The organism is Bacillus pretiosus, assembly GCF_051294775.1.
GTDB classification, from domain to species: Bacteria; Bacillota; Bacilli; order Bacillales; family Bacillaceae_G; genus Bacillus_A; species Bacillus_A wiedmannii.
Genome location: NZ_JBPPHF010000011.1, coordinates 17,180 through 33,635 on the forward strand (window position 1 = coordinate 17,180; position 16,456 = coordinate 33,635).

Below are 16,456 nucleotides of genomic sequence, written 5' to 3' on the forward strand. Positions count from 1 at the left end.
CCTAAATGAATGGAAAAAAGTTGGTATGTTGTCCATACTTATTCTGGATATGAAAATAAAGTAAAAGCAAACCTAGAGAAACGTGTAGAATCAATGGGTATGCAAGATAAAATTTTCCGTGTTGTTGTCCCGGAAGAAGTAGAAGTAGAAATGAAAAACGGTAAAGAAAAATTAATGAAAAGAAAAGTGTTCCCAGGTTATGTATTAGTAGAATTAATCATGACTGATGACTCTTGGTATGTTGTACGTAACACGCCAGGTGTAACTGGGTTCGTTGGTTCTTCTGGTTCTGGATCTAAACCATCACCTCTATTAGAAGAGGAAGTGGTTACCATTATGAAGCATATGGGAATGGACAACGAAGTGGTTGATTTCGACTTTGAACTTCATGAGACAGTGCGTGTAAATGAGGGGCCATTCGCAGATTATACAGGTGCTATTGAAGAAATTGATGTGGAGAAGAAAAAGGTTAGCGTGCTTGTGGATATGTTTGGTCGCGAGACTCCAGTTGAGCTTGACTTCCATCAAATTGAAAAATTATAAAATGAAACTTGAAATGAATTGTAAAAAGTGATAATATCTTTTAAGTCAGTACGTCTTCGTTATCGGAGACGTTTTTTGAAAGATTTTATCCTTACAGATAAAATATGACGTGGGAGGGCAAATCACTGTCCAATTGACCACATCACGGACTTAAGGAGGTGTGTCTCGTGGCTAAAAAGGTAATTAAAATGGTAAAGCTTCAAATTCCTGCAGGTAAAGCTAACCCAGCTCCACCAGTTGGTCCAGCATTAGGACAAGCAGGTGTTAACATCATGGGCTTCTGTAAAGAGTTTAACGCTCGTACAGCTGATCAAGCTGGTCTTATCATCCCTGTTGAAATTACGGTATTTGAGGACCGTTCATTCACTTTCATTACTAAAACTCCTCCTGCTGCTGTTCTTCTTAAGAAAGTAGCTGGTATTGAGTCTGGTTCTGGTGAACCAAACCGTAATAAAGTGGCAACTGTTAAGCGTGATAAAGTACGCGAAATCGCTGAAACTAAAATGCCTGACCTAAACGCTGCTAGTGTAGAAGCTGCAATGCGTATGGTTGAAGGTACTGCACGCAGTATGGGCATCGTTATCGAAGACTAATTCGATTTGTTTTTTTAAAAAGGTTGCGGGTCTGGAATTCCAATTCGCAACCTTTATTATCGTAAATGATTATCGTTTTTAAATAAATGGATGGCGCGCATCCTCAGGTTATACCTGAAAATAAGCGTAAACGTGGGAGGTTATTCCGCTAAAACCACATTCGAGGAGGAAATAAAAATGGCTAAAAGAGGTAAAAAGTACGTAGAAGCTGCAAAGCTTGTTGATCGTGCAACTGCTTACTCTGCAACAGAAGCAGTAGAATTAGTAAAGAAAACAAACACAGCTAAATTTGATGCGACTGTAGAAGTTGCATTCCGTTTAGGTGTTGACCCTAAGAAAGCTGACCAACAAATCCGTGGTGCAGTTGTTCTTCCACACGGTACTGGTAAAGTACAACGTGTATTAGTATTCGCTAAAGGTGAAAAGGCTAAAGAAGCTGAAGCTGCTGGAGCTGACTTCGTAGGCGATGCTGATTACATCGGTAAAATCCAACAAGGTTGGTTCGATTTCGATGTAGTAGTAGCAACTCCTGACATGATGGGGGAAGTTGGTAAACTTGGTCGCGTATTAGGACCTAAAGGTTTAATGCCAAACCCTAAAACTGGAACAGTTACTTTCGATGTAACTAAAGCTGTTAACGAAATCAAAGCTGGTAAAGTTGAATACCGCGTTGATAAAGCTGGTAACATCCACGTTCCAATCGGTAAAGTATCTTTCGAAGATGCTAAATTAGTAGAAAACTTCGGAACAATTGCTGACACTTTACAAAAAGTTAAGCCAGCTGCTGCAAAAGGTACTTACATGAAGAACGTAACAGTTGCTTCTACAATGGGACCTGGCGTACGTGTAGACGTTTCTACATTAGCGTAAAATTTGGAAGTTGACTTCATAAAGAAGTTTTTATATAATCATTTATGTTGTGAATTTAATTAGTGTACCGTAGACAGTAGGTGTCAATAGACTTAATTTCCTACCTAGGTGTTAATATACGAAACGGAATTTTTTTCTGTGACTATATGCCTCCATGTCTACAAGTTGGGCATGGAGGTTTTTAGTGCACTTTCGGTACATCTTCTATATAATCTACAGGAGGTGTAATAACATGAGCAAAGTAATCGAAACTAAACAACAAGTTGTAACTGAAATCGCGGACAAACTTCGCGAAAGTAAATCTACAATCGTTGTTGACTACCGTGGTTTAACAGTTTCTGAAGTAACAGAATTACGTAAAAACTTACGTGAAGCTGGCGTTGAGTTCAAAGTTTACAAAAACTCTTTAACTCGTCGTGCTGCAGAGTCTGCTGAAATGGCTGAGTTAAACGAATTCTTAACAGGACCAAACGCAATCGCGTTCAGTAACGAGGATGTAGTTGCTCCTGCGAAAGTATTAAACGACTTCGCTACAAAACATGAAGCTTTAGAAATTAAAGCTGGTGTAATCGAAGGTAAACTTGTAACACTTGATGAGGTTAAAGCTATCGCTACTCTTCCATCACGTGAAGGCTTACTTTCTATGCTTCTTAGCGTTCTTCAAGCTCCAATCCGTAACCTTGCACTTGCTACTAAAGCAGTTGCAGAACAAAAGGAAGAGCAAGGCGCTTAATTTTTTAAAAGATAATTACTTGTTATCTATAAAACAATACAAACCTATTTAAGGGAGGATATTTACAATGACTAAAGAACAAATCATTGAAGCAGTTAAATCTATGACTGTATTAGAACTTAACGACTTAGTAAAAGCTATCGAGGAAGAATTCGGCGTAACTGCTGCTGCTCCTGTAGCTGTAGCTGGTGGCGCTGGTGAAGCTGCTGCTGAGAAAACTGAATTTGACGTAGTACTTGCAAGTGCTGGCGCTCAAAAAATCAAAGTTATCAAAGCTGTACGTGAAATCACTGGTCTTGGCTTAAAAGAAGCTAAAGAATTAGTTGACAACACTCCAAAAGCAATCAAAGAAGGCGTTTCTAAAGAGGAAGCTGAAGAAATGAAAGCTAAACTTGAAGAAGTTGGCGCTGCTGTAGAAGTTAAGTAATTAACTTTTGATGCTTTAAAAAAAGCTCGCTCTCATGCGAGCTTTTTTTTTAACTGTAAAGAAAAGAGGTGGCCATATGGCAGACCATTATTTTTCTAACGACCCTTCTAGTAAAAGTGATCGTAAACGATGGGAATTTACACTTCGTGGATCTCAATTTACTTTCTTATCTGACCGTGGGGTGTTCTCGAAAAACGAAGTGGACTTTGGTTCTCGTCTTTTAATTGAAGCGTTTCAAGTGCCAGATATTAAAGGTGATATATTAGACGTAGGTTGTGGATATGGACCAATTGGTTTATCGTTGGCGAAAGAGTTTCAAGACCGTAAAGTTCACATGGTGGATGTGAATGAAAGGGCGCTTGAGCTTGCGAAAGAAAATGCCGCTAACAATAGAATTGGAAATGTACGCATTTTTCAAAGTAGCGTCTATGAAAATGTAGATGGTATGTATGCTGCTATTCTATCTAATCCTCCAATTCGTGCAGGTAAAGATATCGTGCATGAGATTTTAGAAAAGGCTGTAGAGTATTTAGTTCCAGGTGGAGAGTTATGGATTGTTATTCAAAAGAAGCAAGGTGCACCATCTGCACTGAAGAAACTAGAGGAAGTATTTTCTGAAGTCGAAGTTGTAGAAAAGAAAAAAGGATATTATATCATAAAATCAAAAAAACGTTGACGGTTATTTTTGGCTATGTTAACATTATACAATGCCAATATATGATTTTCTGCGTTGAGAAAGATGTATATTTTTGTTTCTCTTGGAAAAGATAGTAAAATCAGCAGATTATGAAACAGAATGATGGTTTTCTTATAGAAGCCATTTTTCTTTTTTGAGCAGGTAGAAAGACTCAACGTATTTATCTTTAAGAGAAAAAACTACGCTAATAGCAGTAGTTGTATTTATTTGTGATTTTGCACAAATTTTTTTGTGCATTTATAATACTCATGATTTGAGGGGTGAAGCAGTTGACAGGTCAACTAGTTCAATACGGACGCCACCGCCAACGAAGAAGTTATGCCCGTATTAGTGAAGTATTAGAGTTACCAAATCTTATCGAAATTCAAACCTCTTCTTATCAGTGGTTTCTTGATGAGGGTTTGCGAGAAATGTTCCAGGACATTTCTCCGATCGAAGACTTTACGGGAAATCTATCGCTTGAATTTATCGACTACAGCTTAGGTGAACCTAAATACTCTGTAGACGAATGCAAAGAGCGTGATGTGACGTATGCAGCACCACTTCGTGTAAAAGTGCGTCTAATCAACAAGGAAACTGGTGAAGTAAAAGAACAAGATGTGTTCATGGGAGATTTCCCACTCATGACAGAGACTGGAACATTCGTAATTAACGGTGCAGAACGTGTTATCGTTTCCCAGTTAGTTCGCTCTCCAAGCGTATACTATAGTGGCAAAGTGGATAAAAACGGAAAACGTGGTTTTACTGCTACTGTAATTCCAAACCGCGGAGCTTGGTTAGAGTATGAGACAGATGCTAAGGATGTTGTATATGTGCGTATTGACCGTACGCGTAAACTTCCTGTAACTGTTTTGTTACGCGCATTAGGGTTTGGCTCTGATCAAGAAATCACCGAGCTTTTAGGTGATAACGAATACTTAAGCAACACATTAGAAAAAGACAACACAGATAGCACAGAAAAAGCATTGCTTGAAATTTATGAGCGTCTACGTCCTGGTGAACCACCAACAGTAGAAAATGCTAAGAGCTTACTTGTGTCTCGTTTCTTCGATCCAAAGCGCTACGATTTAGCAAATGTAGGTCGCTATAAGATCAACAAGAAGTTACACATTAAAAACAGATTGTTTAATCAACGTTTAGCTGAAACATTAGTGGATCCAGAAACTGGTGAAATTTTAGCGGCGGAAGGAACAATCTTAGATCGTCGTACACTTGATCGCATTTTACCTTACTTAGAGAAAAACATTGGATTCAAAACAGCGAAACCAATGGGTGGAGTGGTAGAAGGCGATGTTGAGCTGCAATCTATTAAGATTTATGCTCCTGAGTCAGAAGGCGAACGCGTAATTAATGTAATTGGTAATGCAAATATTACTCGTGATGTAAAACACATCACACCAGGTGATATCCTTGCTTCTATCAGTTACTTCTTCAACCTACTATACAAAGTGGGTGATACAGATGATATCGACCATTTAGGAAACCGTCGTCTGCGTTCTGTTGGAGAACTATTACAAAATCAATTCCGTATCGGTCTTTCTCGTATGGAACGTGTTGTTCGTGAGAGAATGTCGATTCAAGATACAAATGCAATTACACCACAAGCGTTAATTAACATTCGCCCGGTTATTGCATCTATTAAAGAGTTCTTCGGAAGTTCTCAGTTATCTCAGTTCATGGATCAAACAAACCCATTAGCAGAGTTAACTCACAAACGAAGACTATCTGCATTAGGACCCGGTGGTTTAACGCGTGAGCGCGCAGGCTTTGAAGTACGTGACGTTCACTACTCTCACTATGGTCGTATGTGTCCGATTGAAACACCAGAGGGACCAAACATCGGTTTGATTAACTCATTATCATCGTTCGCGAAAGTAAATGAGTTTGGTTTCATTGAAACACCATACCGTCGTGTTGATCCAGAATCTGGTCTTGTAACAGGGCAGGTTGATTACTTAACAGCAGATGAAGAAGATAATTATGTTGTAGCCCAAGCGAATATGAAATTATCTGAAGAAGGAGAATTCCTTAGCGAAGATATCGTAGCTCGTTTCCGTGGTGAAAACATTGTCACAAATAAAGAACGCATCGACTACATGGATGTATCTCCAAAACAAGTAGTGTCGGCAGCGACAGCTTGTATTCCGTTCTTAGAAAACGATGACTCTAACCGCGCACTTATGGGAGCGAACATGCAACGTCAGGCGGTTCCGTTAATGAATCCGGAATCTCCGATTGTAGGTACAGGTATGGAGTACGTATCAGCAAAAGACTCAGGTGCTGCAGTAATCTGTAAACATCCTGGTGTTGTTGAACGCGTAGAAGCACGTGAAGTTTGGGTACGTCGCTATGTAGAAGTTGACGGTCAAACAGTAAAAGGCGACTTAGATCGTTACAAAATGCAAAAATTCATTCGTTCTAACCAAGGAACTTGCTACAACCAACGTCCAATCGTAAGTGTTGGAAATGAAGTTGTAAAAGGTGAGATTCTTGCGGATGGTCCTTCTATGGAATTAGGTGAACTAGCACTTGGACGTAACGTGCTTGTTGGCTTCATGACTTGGGACGGTTATAACTACGAGGATGCGATCATTATGAGTGAGCGCCTTGTAAAAGATGATGTGTACACTTCTATTCATATTGAAGAATATGAGTCAGAAGCTCGTGATACGAAGCTTGGACCAGAAGAAATTACACGTGACATTCCAAACGTTGGGGAAGATGCATTACGCAACCTTGACGAGCGCGGTATCATTCGCGTTGGTGCGGAAGTAAAAGATGGAGATTTACTTGTTGGTAAAGTAACACCTAAAGGTGTAACAGAATTAACAGCTGAAGAACGTCTATTACATGCTATCTTTGGAGAAAAAGCACGTGAAGTACGTGATACATCACTACGTGTACCACACGGTGGTGGCGGTATTATCTTAGACGTAAAAGTATTCAACCGTGAAGATGGCGATGAATTGCCACCAGGCGTGAATCAACTTGTACGTGCATATATCGTTCAAAAACGTAAAATCTCTGAAGGTGACAAGATGGCCGGACGTCACGGTAACAAAGGTGTTATCTCTCGTATTTTACCAGAAGAAGATATGCCTTACTTACCAGACGGTACGCCAATCGATATCATGTTAAACCCATTAGGGGTACCATCTCGTATGAATATCGGTCAGGTATTAGAGCTTCATCTTGGTATGGCAGCAAGATACCTTGGTATTCACATTGCAACACCAGTATTCGATGGTGCTCGTGAGGAAGATGTTTGGGGCACGATTGAAGAAGCTGGTATGGCAAATGACGCGAAAACAATCCTGTATGACGGACGTACTGGTGAACCATTCGATAACCGCGTATCTGTTGGTGTCATGTATATGATCAAACTTGCGCACATGGTTGACGATAAACTTCATGCTCGTTCTACTGGACCATACTCACTTGTAACGCAGCAGCCTCTTGGAGGTAAAGCTCAGTTCGGTGGACAGCGTTTCGGTGAGATGGAGGTTTGGGCACTTGAAGCTTACGGTGCTGCTTATACTCTTCAAGAAATCTTAACAGTGAAGTCTGATGATGTTGTTGGACGTGTTAAGACGTATGAAGCAATTGTTAAAGGCGAAAATGTTCCAGAACCAGGCGTTCCTGAATCATTCAAAGTATTGATTAAAGAGCTGCAAAGTTTAGGTATGGACGTTAAAATGATGTCTAGCGACGATAAAGAAATTGAAATGCGTGATACAGAAGATGACGATGATCATCAATCAGCAGATAAATTGAATGTCGAAGTGGAGACAACTAAAGAATAATTGGGATAACCTGTAGACTAAAAGGGAGGTAGGCCCCTTGATAGATGTAAATAACTTTGAATATATGAAGATTGGACTTGCTTCACCTGACAAGATTCGTTCTTGGTCATACGGTGAAGTTAAGAAACCAGAAACAATTAACTATCGTACGTTAAAGCCTGAAAAAGATGGCTTGTTCTGTGAGCGTATTTTCGGACCACAAAAGGACTGGGAATGTCATTGCGGAAAATACAAACGTGTACGTTATAAAGGTGTAGTTTGTGATCGATGTGGCGTTGAAGTAACGCGTGCAAAAGTTCGTCGTGAACGTATGGGTCATATCGAATTAGCTGCTCCTGTATCTCATATTTGGTATTTCAAAGGTATCCCGAGCCGCATGGGACTTGTCTTAGACATGTCCCCTCGCGCGCTTGAAGAAGTAATTTATTTCGCTTCTTATGTTGTAACAGAAAGTGGAGATACACCACTTGATAAGAAGCAATTACTTTCTGAAAAAGAATACCGTGCATATCGTGATCGATATGGTAGCACATTCCAAGCTGCTATGGGTGCGGAAGCGATTAAAAAGCTACTACAAGACATCGATTTAGATAAAGAAGTAGACTTCTTAAAAGAAGAATTAAAAACAGCGCAAGGACAACGCCGTACTCGTGCTATTAAACGTCTAGAAGTATTAGAAGCATTCCGTAACTCTGGAAATCACCCATCTTGGATGATCCTAGATGTTCTTCCAGTTATCCCGCCAGAACTACGCCCAATGGTACAGTTGGATGGTGGACGTTTTGCTACTTCTGACTTAAACGACTTATACCGTCGTGTAATTAACCGTAATAATCGTTTAAAACGTCTATTGGACTTAGGTGCACCAAGCATCATCGTTCAAAACGAAAAACGTATGTTACAAGAAGCTGTAGACGCATTAATCGATAATGGTCGCCGCGGCCGTCCAGTTACTGGACCAGGTAACCGTCCATTAAAATCGCTATCTCACATGCTTAAAGGTAAACAAGGACGTTTCCGTCAAAACTTATTAGGTAAACGTGTTGACTACTCTGGCCGTTCTGTAATCGTTGTAGGACCGAACTTAAAGATGTACCAATGTGGATTACCGAAAGAAATGGCGCTTGAATTGTTTAAGCCTTTCGTTATGAAAGAGTTAGTTGGAAAAGGTTTAGCACACAACATTAAGAGTGCTAAACGTAAAATTGAGCGTGTACAACCTGAAGTTTGGGACGTTTTAGAATCTGTGATCAAAGAGCATCCAGTACTTCTAAACCGCGCACCAACACTTCACCGTCTTGGTATCCAGGCGTTTGAACCTACATTAGTAGAAGGTCGCGCAATTCGTCTTCACCCACTTGTATGTACTGCATACAACGCGGACTTTGACGGTGACCAAATGGCAGTTCACGTACCGTTATCATCAGAGGCACAAGCAGAAGCTCGTATTCTTATGTTAGCGGCACAAAACATCTTGAATCCAAAAGACGGAAAACCAGTTGTTACTCCATCTCAGGATATGGTATTAGGTAACTACTACTTAACACTTGAGCGTGAAGGCGCAATCGGTGAAGGTATGGTCTTCAAAGATGCAAACGAAGCAATACTTGCATACCAAAATGGATATGTACATCTGCACACACGTGTTGCAGTTGCTGCAAGTTCGGTAAATAATGTAACGTTTACTGAAGAGCAAAAGAGTAAGCTTCTATTAACAACAGTTGGTAAATTAATATTTAACGAAATCTTACCAGAGTCGTTCCCTTATATTAATGAACCAACAAACTCAAACCTTGAAAAAGAAACACCAGCGGAATATTTCGTTGAAAAAGGTGCGAACATTAAAGAAATTATTGCTAGTCGCGAAGAAGTGGCGCCATTTAGCAAGAAGATCCTTGGTAACATCATTGCGGAAGTATTCAAACGTTTCCAAATTACGGAAACATCTCGCATGCTTGACCGCATGAAAAACTTAGGATTTAAGTACTCTACAAAAGCTGGTATTACAGTTGGGGTATCTGACATTCTTGTATTAGGCGAAAAAGATGAAATTCTCCATGAAGCACAAGCAAAAGTAGATAATGTAATTAAACAATTCCGTCGCGGTTTAATCACGGAAGAAGAACGTTACGATCGCGTTATCTCTATTTGGAGTAATGCAAAAGATGTTATCCAAGGAAAACTGATGAAATCCTTGAATAAACGCAACCCAATCTTCATGATGAGTGATTCAGGTGCCCGTGGTAACGCATCGAACTTTACTCAGCTTGCTGGTATGCGTGGTCTGATGGCCAATCCATCTGGTCGTATTATCGAACTTCCAATTAAATCAAGTTTCCGTGAAGGTTTAACAGTACTTGAGTACTTCATCTCTACGCATGGTGCGCGTAAAGGTCTTGCCGATACAGCACTTAAAACTGCCGATTCTGGTTACTTAACACGTCGTCTTGTAGACGTTGCACAAGATGTAATTGTCCGTGAAGATGATTGTGGAACAGATCGTGGTCTATTAATTGGTGCGATTAAAGAGGGTAATGAAGTAATTGAGTCATTATATGATCGTCTTGTTGGACGTTTTGCAAGAAAAACTGTAAAACATCCTGAAACAGGTGAAGTATTAGTTAGTGAAAACCAACTAATTACTGAAGATATCGCGCATATCGTTGAAAATTCGGGTGTTGAAACTGTAAACATTCGTTCAGCGTTCACGTGTAACACTCGCCACGGTGTATGTAAGAAGTGTTACGGTCGAAACTTAGCAACTGGTACAGACGTAGAAGTAGGAGAAGCGGTAGGTATTATCGCAGCTCAATCTATCGGTGAGCCAGGTACACAGTTAACGATGCGTACGTTCCATACAGGTGGGGTTGCCGGAGATGATATCACTCAAGGTTTACCTCGTATCCAAGAGATCTTCGAAGCTCGTAACCCGAAAGGTCAGGCAGTTATCAGTGAAATCGATGGTGTTATCGCAGCGATTAACGATGTTAAAGATCGCCAAGAAGTAGTTGTACAGGGTGAAGTTGAAGCTCGTACGTATGCTATTCCTTACGGTGCACGTCTGAAAGTAACTCTAGGACAGCCAATTAGCCACGGTAAAGAGTTAACAGAAGGTTCTATTGATCCGAAAGAATTACTAAAAGTAACGGACATTACGGCGGTTCAAGAATACTTACTACGTGAAGTTCAAAAAGTATACCGTATGCAAGGGGTAGAAATTGGTGACAAACACGTAGAAGTAATGGTACGTCAAATGTTACGTAAAGTTCGTGTAAGTGATGCGGGTGAAACAGATGTATTACCAGGAACACTACTAGATATCCATCAGTTTACTGATGCGAATGCGAAGGTGTTACTGAAAGGTAAACAACCAGCAACGGCTAGACCTGTTCTACTTGGTATTACAAAAGCTTCACTTGAAACTGATTCATTCTTATCTGCAGCATCGTTCCAAGAAACGACACGTGTCTTAACTGATGCAGCGATTAAGGGTAAACGCGATGAGCTTCTAGGATTGAAAGAAAATGTTATTATCGGTAAACTTGTTCCTGCTGGAACAGGTATGAATCGTTATCGCAAAGTGGATCTTGTAAAAACAACACAAGGTGACATGAATGTAGAAAACGATGAAGTTTATGTGGAACAGTAAAATTTTCCGTCGTAAATTTTGTATAAAAACAGTTAATCCTAGTTGACATTGTATGAGTCAAAATGTTACTATAATCAAGGTTGCTCCTGAACGATGCTTTGGAGGATATTTATATGTCTTATCAAAAAGTGTCAAATGCTGAAAATGTAGTCGTTGGTCATAAACGCACATTGGAGGCAATCAAAAATGGTATAGTTAAAGAAGTTGTTATTGCGGAAGATGCTGATATGCGGTTAACCCATATGATCATTCGTACCGCCTTGCAACATAACATACCCATAACCAAAGTTGAATCAGTTCGTAAGCTTGGAAAAGTTTCGGGGATTCAAGTGGGAGCTTCAGCAATAGGAATAATAAGTTAAAACTGTTTTTGTGAGGAGAGAGCATTTGCTCTTCCTTGCAAAAACTTTGTTTTCAACTAATAATGAACCACCTGGATATGTGGTCATACAAACATGCGAAGGGAGGATAATCAAATGCCTACTATTAACCAATTAGTGAGAAATGGTCGTACTGATAAAGTATGGAAATCTAAATCACCTGCGTTAAACAAAGGGTTCAACTCTTTAAAGAAAAAATCAACTGATATCTCTGCACCTCAAAAACGTGGTGTATGTACTCGTGTTGGTACAATGACTCCAAAGAAACCTAACTCAGCGTTACGTAAATACGCTCGTGTACGTTTAACAAACGGTATCGAGGTTACAGCTTACATCCCAGGTATCGGTCATAACCTACAAGAGCATAGCGTAGTATTAATTCGCGGTGGTCGAGTAAAGGATTTACCAGGGGTACGTTACCACATCGTTCGTGGTGCGCTTGATACAGCTGGTGTTGACAAACGTATGCAAGGACGTTCTAAATATGGTACTAAGCGACCAAAACCTGCTAAAAAATAATAAACTTATAATGAAAGGAGGAACTCAATATGCCTCGTAAAGGACCTGTTGCGAAACGTGACGTGTTACCAGATCCAATGTACAAGTCTAAGCTAGTAACACGCCTTATCAACAAAATGATGGTTGACGGTAAAAAAGGTAAATCTCAAACAATTCTTTATAACGCTTTCGATATCGTTCGTGAACGTTCAGATAAAGACCCTATGGAAGTATTCGAGCAAGCTCTTAAGAACATCATGCCTGTTCTTGAAGTACGTGCTCGTCGTGTTGGTGGTGCTAACTACCAAGTTCCAGTTGAGGTTCGTCCAGAACGCCGTACAACTTTAGGTCTTCGCTGGTTAGTAAACTATGCTCGTCTTCGTGGTGAAAAAACTATGGAAGAGCGTCTAGCTTACGAAATCTTAGATGCAGCTAACAATGCTGGTGCATCTGTTAAGAAACGTGAAGACACTCATAAAATGGCAGAAGCTAACAAAGCATTTGCTCATTACCGTTGGTAGGATTCAACGTAAAATAAATGTAAGCATAAACCGCTTTATTTGTCGCTTATGGAAGTGTGGAGAGGGAGAATGCCTCTCCCTTTCGTTGGGCGCTCGTTTTACATAATGAGGGTACTGGACATACTGACATGTGTAACAATATAAAGTGGCTTTTTTGCTACTTAAAATAAAAAAATCCAATCCATATATGGAAGGAGCAAGACACCAAATGACAAGAGAGTTCTCTTTAGAAAACACTCGTAATATTGGTATCATGGCTCACATCGATGCTGGTAAAACAACAGCAACTGAGCGTATTCTGTATTATACAGGACGTATTCATAAAATCGGTGAAACTCATGAAGGTGCATCTCAGATGGACTGGATGGAGCAAGAGCAAGAGCGTGGTATCACAATTACTTCTGCTGCAACTACAGCTCAATGGAAAGGTCACCGTGTAAACATCATTGACACTCCAGGACACGTAGACTTCACAGTAGAAGTAGAACGTTCTTTACGCGTACTTGATGGTGCGGTAGCAGTACTTGATGCACAATCTGGTGTAGAACCACAAACAGAAACTGTTTGGCGTCAGGCTACTACTTACGGTGTACCTCGTATCGTATTCGTTAACAAAATGGATAAGATTGGTGCGGATTTCTTATACTCTGTAGGAACAATCCACGATCGTTTACAAGCAAACGCACACCCAATTCAGTTACCAATCGGTGCTGAAGATGAGTTCAATGGTATCATTGACCTTGTTGAGGAATGTGCTTACATGTACGGTAACGATTTAGGAACAGACATCGAGCGTGTTGAAATTCCTGAAGAGCATAAAGAATTAGCTGCAGAATACCGTGGAAAACTTATTGAAGCGGTAGCTGAGCTTGATGAAGAAATGATGATGAAGTACCTAGAAGGTGAAGAAATCACTGTAGAAGAGCTTAAAGCTGGTATCCGTAAGGCTACAACTTCTGTAGAATTCTTCCCAGTAATCTGTGGTTCTGCATTCAAAAATAAAGGTGTTCAAATTCTGTTAGACGCAGTTATCGACTACCTACCATCTCCATTAGACGTACCAGCTATTAAAGGTACTCTTCCGGATACAGATGAAGAAATCGAACGTAAGTCTAGCGATGAAGAACCATTCGCAGCTTTAGCATTCAAAATCATGACTGACCCTTATGTTGGTAAGTTAACGTTCTTCCGTGTGTATTCTGGTGTGTTAAACTCTGGATCATACGTGAAAAACTCAACTAAAGGTAAGCGTGAGCGTGTAGGTCGTATCCTACAAATGCACGCTAACAGCCGTGAAGAGATTTCAACAGTTTATGCTGGTGATATCGCTGCTGCTGTAGGTTTAAAAGATACTACTACTGGTGATACTCTTTGTGATGAGAAGAGTCTTGTTATCCTTGAGTCTATGGAATTCCCAGAGCCAGTTATTTCTGTAGCTATCGAACCAAAATCTAAAGCTGACCAAGATAAAATGGGTACAGCATTATCTAAGCTTTCTGAAGAAGATCCAACATTCCGTGCTCACACTGACCAAGAAACTGGCCAAACAATCATCGCTGGTATGGGTGAACTTCACCTTGATATCATCGTTGACCGTATGCGCCGTGAATTCAAAGTGGAAGCAAACGTTGGTGCTCCTCAGGTAGCATACCGTGAGACTTTCCGCGCTGCTGCGAAAGTTGAAGGTAAGTTCGCTCGTCAATCTGGTGGTCGTGGACAATTCGGTCACGTTTGGATTGAGTTTGAACCTAATGAAGAAGGTAAAGGTTTTGAATTCCAAAACAAAATCGTCGGCGGTGTAGTTCCACGTGAATACATCCCAGCTGTTGGAGCGGGTCTTGAAGACTCACTTAAAAATGGTGTACTAGCTGGTTATCCACTAGTTGACATCAAAGCTGCGTTAGTTGACGGATCTTACCATGATGTCGATTCATCTGAGATGGCGTTCAAAATCGCTGCATCTATGGCACTTAAAGCTGCGGTTTCTAAATGTAGCCCAGTAATTCTTGAGCCAATGATGAAAGTTGAAGTTGTAATTCCTGAAGAGTACATGGGTGACATTATGGGCGACGTAACATCTCGTCGTGGACGTGTAGAAGGTATGGAAGCTCGCGGTAACGCACAAGTTGTTCGCGCTATGGTTCCACTTTCTGAAATGTTCGGTTATGCAACGGCATTACGTTCTAACACTCAAGGACGCGGAACATTCTCAATGACATTTGATCATTATGAAGAAGTACCGAAGTCTGTTTCTGAAGAAATTATTAAAAAAAATAAAGGTGAATAATTGATTTTTATCGATTGTTCAAGTATAACTACTTATGTAAGCTTAGAAAGTGGGACGTAAGTTTCACTTTCTAGTCTAAATATAAAATAACCTATATAAACTAAGGAGGAATTTAGAATGGCTAAAGCTAAATTCGAACGTTCTAAACCCCATGTTAACATCGGTACAATCGGCCACGTTGACCATGGTAAAACTACATTAACTGCTGCGATCACTACAGTTCTTGCAAAAGCTGGTGGTGCTGAAGCACGCGGATACGATCAAATCGACGCTGCTCCAGAAGAAAGAGAGCGCGGAATCACAATCTCAACTGCTCACGTTGAGTACGAAACTGAAACTCGTCACTATGCACACGTTGACTGCCCAGGTCACGCTGACTATGTTAAAAACATGATCACTGGTGCTGCTCAAATGGACGGCGGTATCTTAGTAGTATCTGCTGCTGATGGCCCAATGCCTCAAACACGTGAGCACATCCTTCTTTCTCGTCAAGTAGGTGTTCCTTACATCGTTGTATTCTTAAACAAATGCGACATGGTAGACGACGAAGAATTATTAGAATTAGTAGAAATGGAAGTTCGCGACCTATTATCTGAATACGGATTCCCAGGCGACGATATTCCTGTAATCAAAGGTTCTGCTCTTAAAGCTCTTCAAGGAGAAGCTGATTGGGAAGCAAAAATCATTGAATTAATGACTGAAGTTGATGCTTACATCCCAACTCCAGAACGTGAAACTGACAAACCATTCTTAATGCCTATCGAGGATGTATTCTCTATCACAGGTCGTGGTACAGTTGCAACTGGTCGTGTAGAGCGCGGAATCGTTAAAGTTGGTGACGTAGTAGAAATCATCGGTCTTGCTGAAGAAAATGCTTCTACAACTGTAACTGGTGTAGAGATGTTCCGTAAACTTCTTGACCAAGCTCAAGCTGGAGACAACATCGGTGCTTTACTTCGTGGGGTTGCTCGTGAAGACATCCAACGTGGACAAGTTCTTGCTAAAACTGGCTCTGTAAAAGCTCACGCTAAATTCAAAGCTGAAGTTTTCGTATTATCTAAAGAAGAAGGTGGACGTCACACTCCATTCTTCGCTAACTACCGTCCTCAGTTCTACTTCCGTACAACTGACGTAACTGGTATCATCCAATTACCAGAAGGTACTGAAATGGTAATGCCTGGTGACAACATCGAAATGACTATCGAACTTATCGCTCCAATCGCTATCGAAGAGGGAACTAAATTCTCTATTCGTGAAGGTGGACGTACAGTAGGTTACGGTGTAGTTGCTACTATCGTTGAGTAATCTTAACTGATATAAAAAAACCAAGGGATTTTCCCTTGGTTTTTTTGTTTGTATTTATATAAGGAATGAAATGATTTTTTTATGTTTTGACGAGTTTCTTCTATAGTAATACAAAATCAATAAACTAAAATCCAGAAACTGTAAAACGGA

General features: G+C 40.4%; 13 protein-coding genes and 1 other annotated feature. All 13 genes read left to right on the plus strand.

All coding sequences use genetic code 11. The features are described 5' to 3' along the window. Window positions 1-9: 9 nt before the first annotated feature. The 13 genes from nusG (at window position 10) to tuf (ending at window position 16,306) form a co-directional block, all read left to right on the plus strand. Complete coding sequence (nusG, locus tag ACSG5Z_RS28490; protein ID WP_000415794.1) at window positions 10-543, plus strand: transcription termination/antitermination protein NusG; 534 nt, start codon at window positions 10-12, stop codon at window positions 541-543. A 167-nt stretch (window positions 544-710) separates the two neighbouring features. Next, window positions 711-1,136 (plus strand): 50S ribosomal protein L11, encoded by a 426-nt coding sequence (rplK, locus tag ACSG5Z_RS28495; RefSeq protein ID WP_001085872.1) that lies wholly within the window; start codon window positions 711-713, stop codon window positions 1,134-1,136. Between the two features lie 177 nt (window positions 1,137-1,313). Continuing rightward, window positions 1,314-2,006: a 50S ribosomal protein L1 gene (gene rplA / locus ACSG5Z_RS28500; protein ID WP_002096939.1), complete on the plus strand. Its 693-nt coding sequence runs from the start codon at window positions 1,314-1,316 to the stop codon at window positions 2,004-2,006. 49 nt (window positions 2,007-2,055) lie between these two features. Next, window positions 2,056-2,199, plus strand: a sequence feature (ribosomal protein L10 leader region). A 39-nt stretch (window positions 2,200-2,238) separates the two neighbouring features. Then, window positions 2,239-2,739 (plus strand): 50S ribosomal protein L10, encoded by a 501-nt coding sequence (gene rplJ, locus ACSG5Z_RS28505; RefSeq protein ID WP_000048721.1) that lies wholly within the window; start codon window positions 2,239-2,241, stop codon window positions 2,737-2,739. A gap of 67 nt (window positions 2,740-2,806) precedes the next feature. Beyond that, window positions 2,807-3,166: a 50S ribosomal protein L7/L12 gene (rplL, locus tag ACSG5Z_RS28510; RefSeq protein ID WP_000159737.1), complete on the plus strand. Its 360-nt coding sequence runs from the start codon at window positions 2,807-2,809 to the stop codon at window positions 3,164-3,166. A 76-nt stretch (window positions 3,167-3,242) separates the two neighbouring features. Continuing rightward, entirely contained in the window at window positions 3,243-3,842 is a 600-nt protein-coding gene (locus ACSG5Z_RS28515; RefSeq protein WP_048543031.1) for a class I SAM-dependent methyltransferase, read from the plus strand. Window positions 3,843-4,132: 290 nt separating this feature from the next. Next, window positions 4,133-7,666, plus strand: coding sequence for a DNA-directed RNA polymerase subunit beta (gene rpoB / locus ACSG5Z_RS28520; protein ID WP_000147550.1), 3,534 nt, complete (start codon window positions 4,133-4,135; stop codon window positions 7,664-7,666). 37 nt (window positions 7,667-7,703) lie between these two features. Then, window positions 7,704-11,315: a DNA-directed RNA polymerase subunit beta' gene (rpoC, locus tag ACSG5Z_RS28525; protein WP_000567950.1), complete on the plus strand. Its 3,612-nt coding sequence runs from the start codon at window positions 7,704-7,706 to the stop codon at window positions 11,313-11,315. A 113-nt stretch (window positions 11,316-11,428) separates the two neighbouring features. After that, window positions 11,429-11,677 (plus strand): 50S ribosomal protein L7ae-like protein, encoded by a 249-nt coding sequence (locus ACSG5Z_RS28530; RefSeq protein WP_000121828.1) that lies wholly within the window; start codon window positions 11,429-11,431, stop codon window positions 11,675-11,677. 114 nt (window positions 11,678-11,791) lie between these two features. Then, on the plus strand, window positions 11,792-12,214 hold the full coding sequence (gene rpsL, locus ACSG5Z_RS28535; protein WP_001142341.1) for a 30S ribosomal protein S12: 423 nt from the start codon (window positions 11,792-11,794) through the stop codon (window positions 12,212-12,214). Window positions 12,215-12,243: 29 nt separating this feature from the next. Continuing rightward, window positions 12,244-12,714 (plus strand): 30S ribosomal protein S7, encoded by a 471-nt coding sequence (gene rpsG / locus ACSG5Z_RS28540; RefSeq protein WP_001137489.1) that lies wholly within the window; start codon window positions 12,244-12,246, stop codon window positions 12,712-12,714. Between the two features lie 208 nt (window positions 12,715-12,922). Beyond that, window positions 12,923-15,001 (plus strand): elongation factor G, encoded by a 2,079-nt coding sequence (gene fusA, locus ACSG5Z_RS28545; RefSeq protein WP_000196381.1) that lies wholly within the window; start codon window positions 12,923-12,925, stop codon window positions 14,999-15,001. A gap of 117 nt (window positions 15,002-15,118) precedes the next feature. Next, window positions 15,119-16,306 (plus strand): elongation factor Tu, encoded by a 1,188-nt coding sequence (gene tuf, locus ACSG5Z_RS28550; RefSeq protein ID WP_001029617.1) that lies wholly within the window; start codon window positions 15,119-15,121, stop codon window positions 16,304-16,306. The last annotated feature ends 150 nt before the right edge of the window (window positions 16,307-16,456 follow it).

What these genes read in the sequence shown, in the direction of transcription:
- rpsL (WP_001142341.1), top strand. Translation starts at nt 11,792, where the DNA reads ATGCCTACTATTAACCAATTAGTGAGAAATGGTCGTACTGATAAAGTA.
- rpsG (WP_001137489.1), top strand. Translation starts at nt 12,244, where the DNA reads ATGCCTCGTAAAGGACCTGTTGCGAAACGTGACGTGTTACCAGATCCA.
- fusA (WP_000196381.1), top strand. Translation starts at nt 12,923, where the DNA reads ATGACAAGAGAGTTCTCTTTAGAAAACACTCGTAATATTGGTATCATG.
- ACSG5Z_RS28530 (WP_000121828.1), top strand. Translation starts at nt 11,429, where the DNA reads ATGTCTTATCAAAAAGTGTCAAATGCTGAAAATGTAGTCGTTGGTCAT.
- rplA (WP_002096939.1), top strand. Translation starts at nt 1,314, where the DNA reads ATGGCTAAAAGAGGTAAAAAGTACGTAGAAGCTGCAAAGCTTGTTGAT.
- ACSG5Z_RS28515 (WP_048543031.1), top strand. Translation starts at nt 3,243, where the DNA reads ATGGCAGACCATTATTTTTCTAACGACCCTTCTAGTAAAAGTGATCGT.
- tuf (WP_001029617.1), top strand. Translation starts at nt 15,119, where the DNA reads ATGGCTAAAGCTAAATTCGAACGTTCTAAACCCCATGTTAACATCGGT.
- rplL (WP_000159737.1), top strand. Translation starts at nt 2,807, where the DNA reads ATGACTAAAGAACAAATCATTGAAGCAGTTAAATCTATGACTGTATTA.
- rplJ (WP_000048721.1), top strand. Translation starts at nt 2,239, where the DNA reads ATGAGCAAAGTAATCGAAACTAAACAACAAGTTGTAACTGAAATCGCG.
- nusG (WP_000415794.1), top strand. Translation starts at nt 10, where the DNA reads ATGGAAAAAAGTTGGTATGTTGTCCATACTTATTCTGGATATGAAAAT.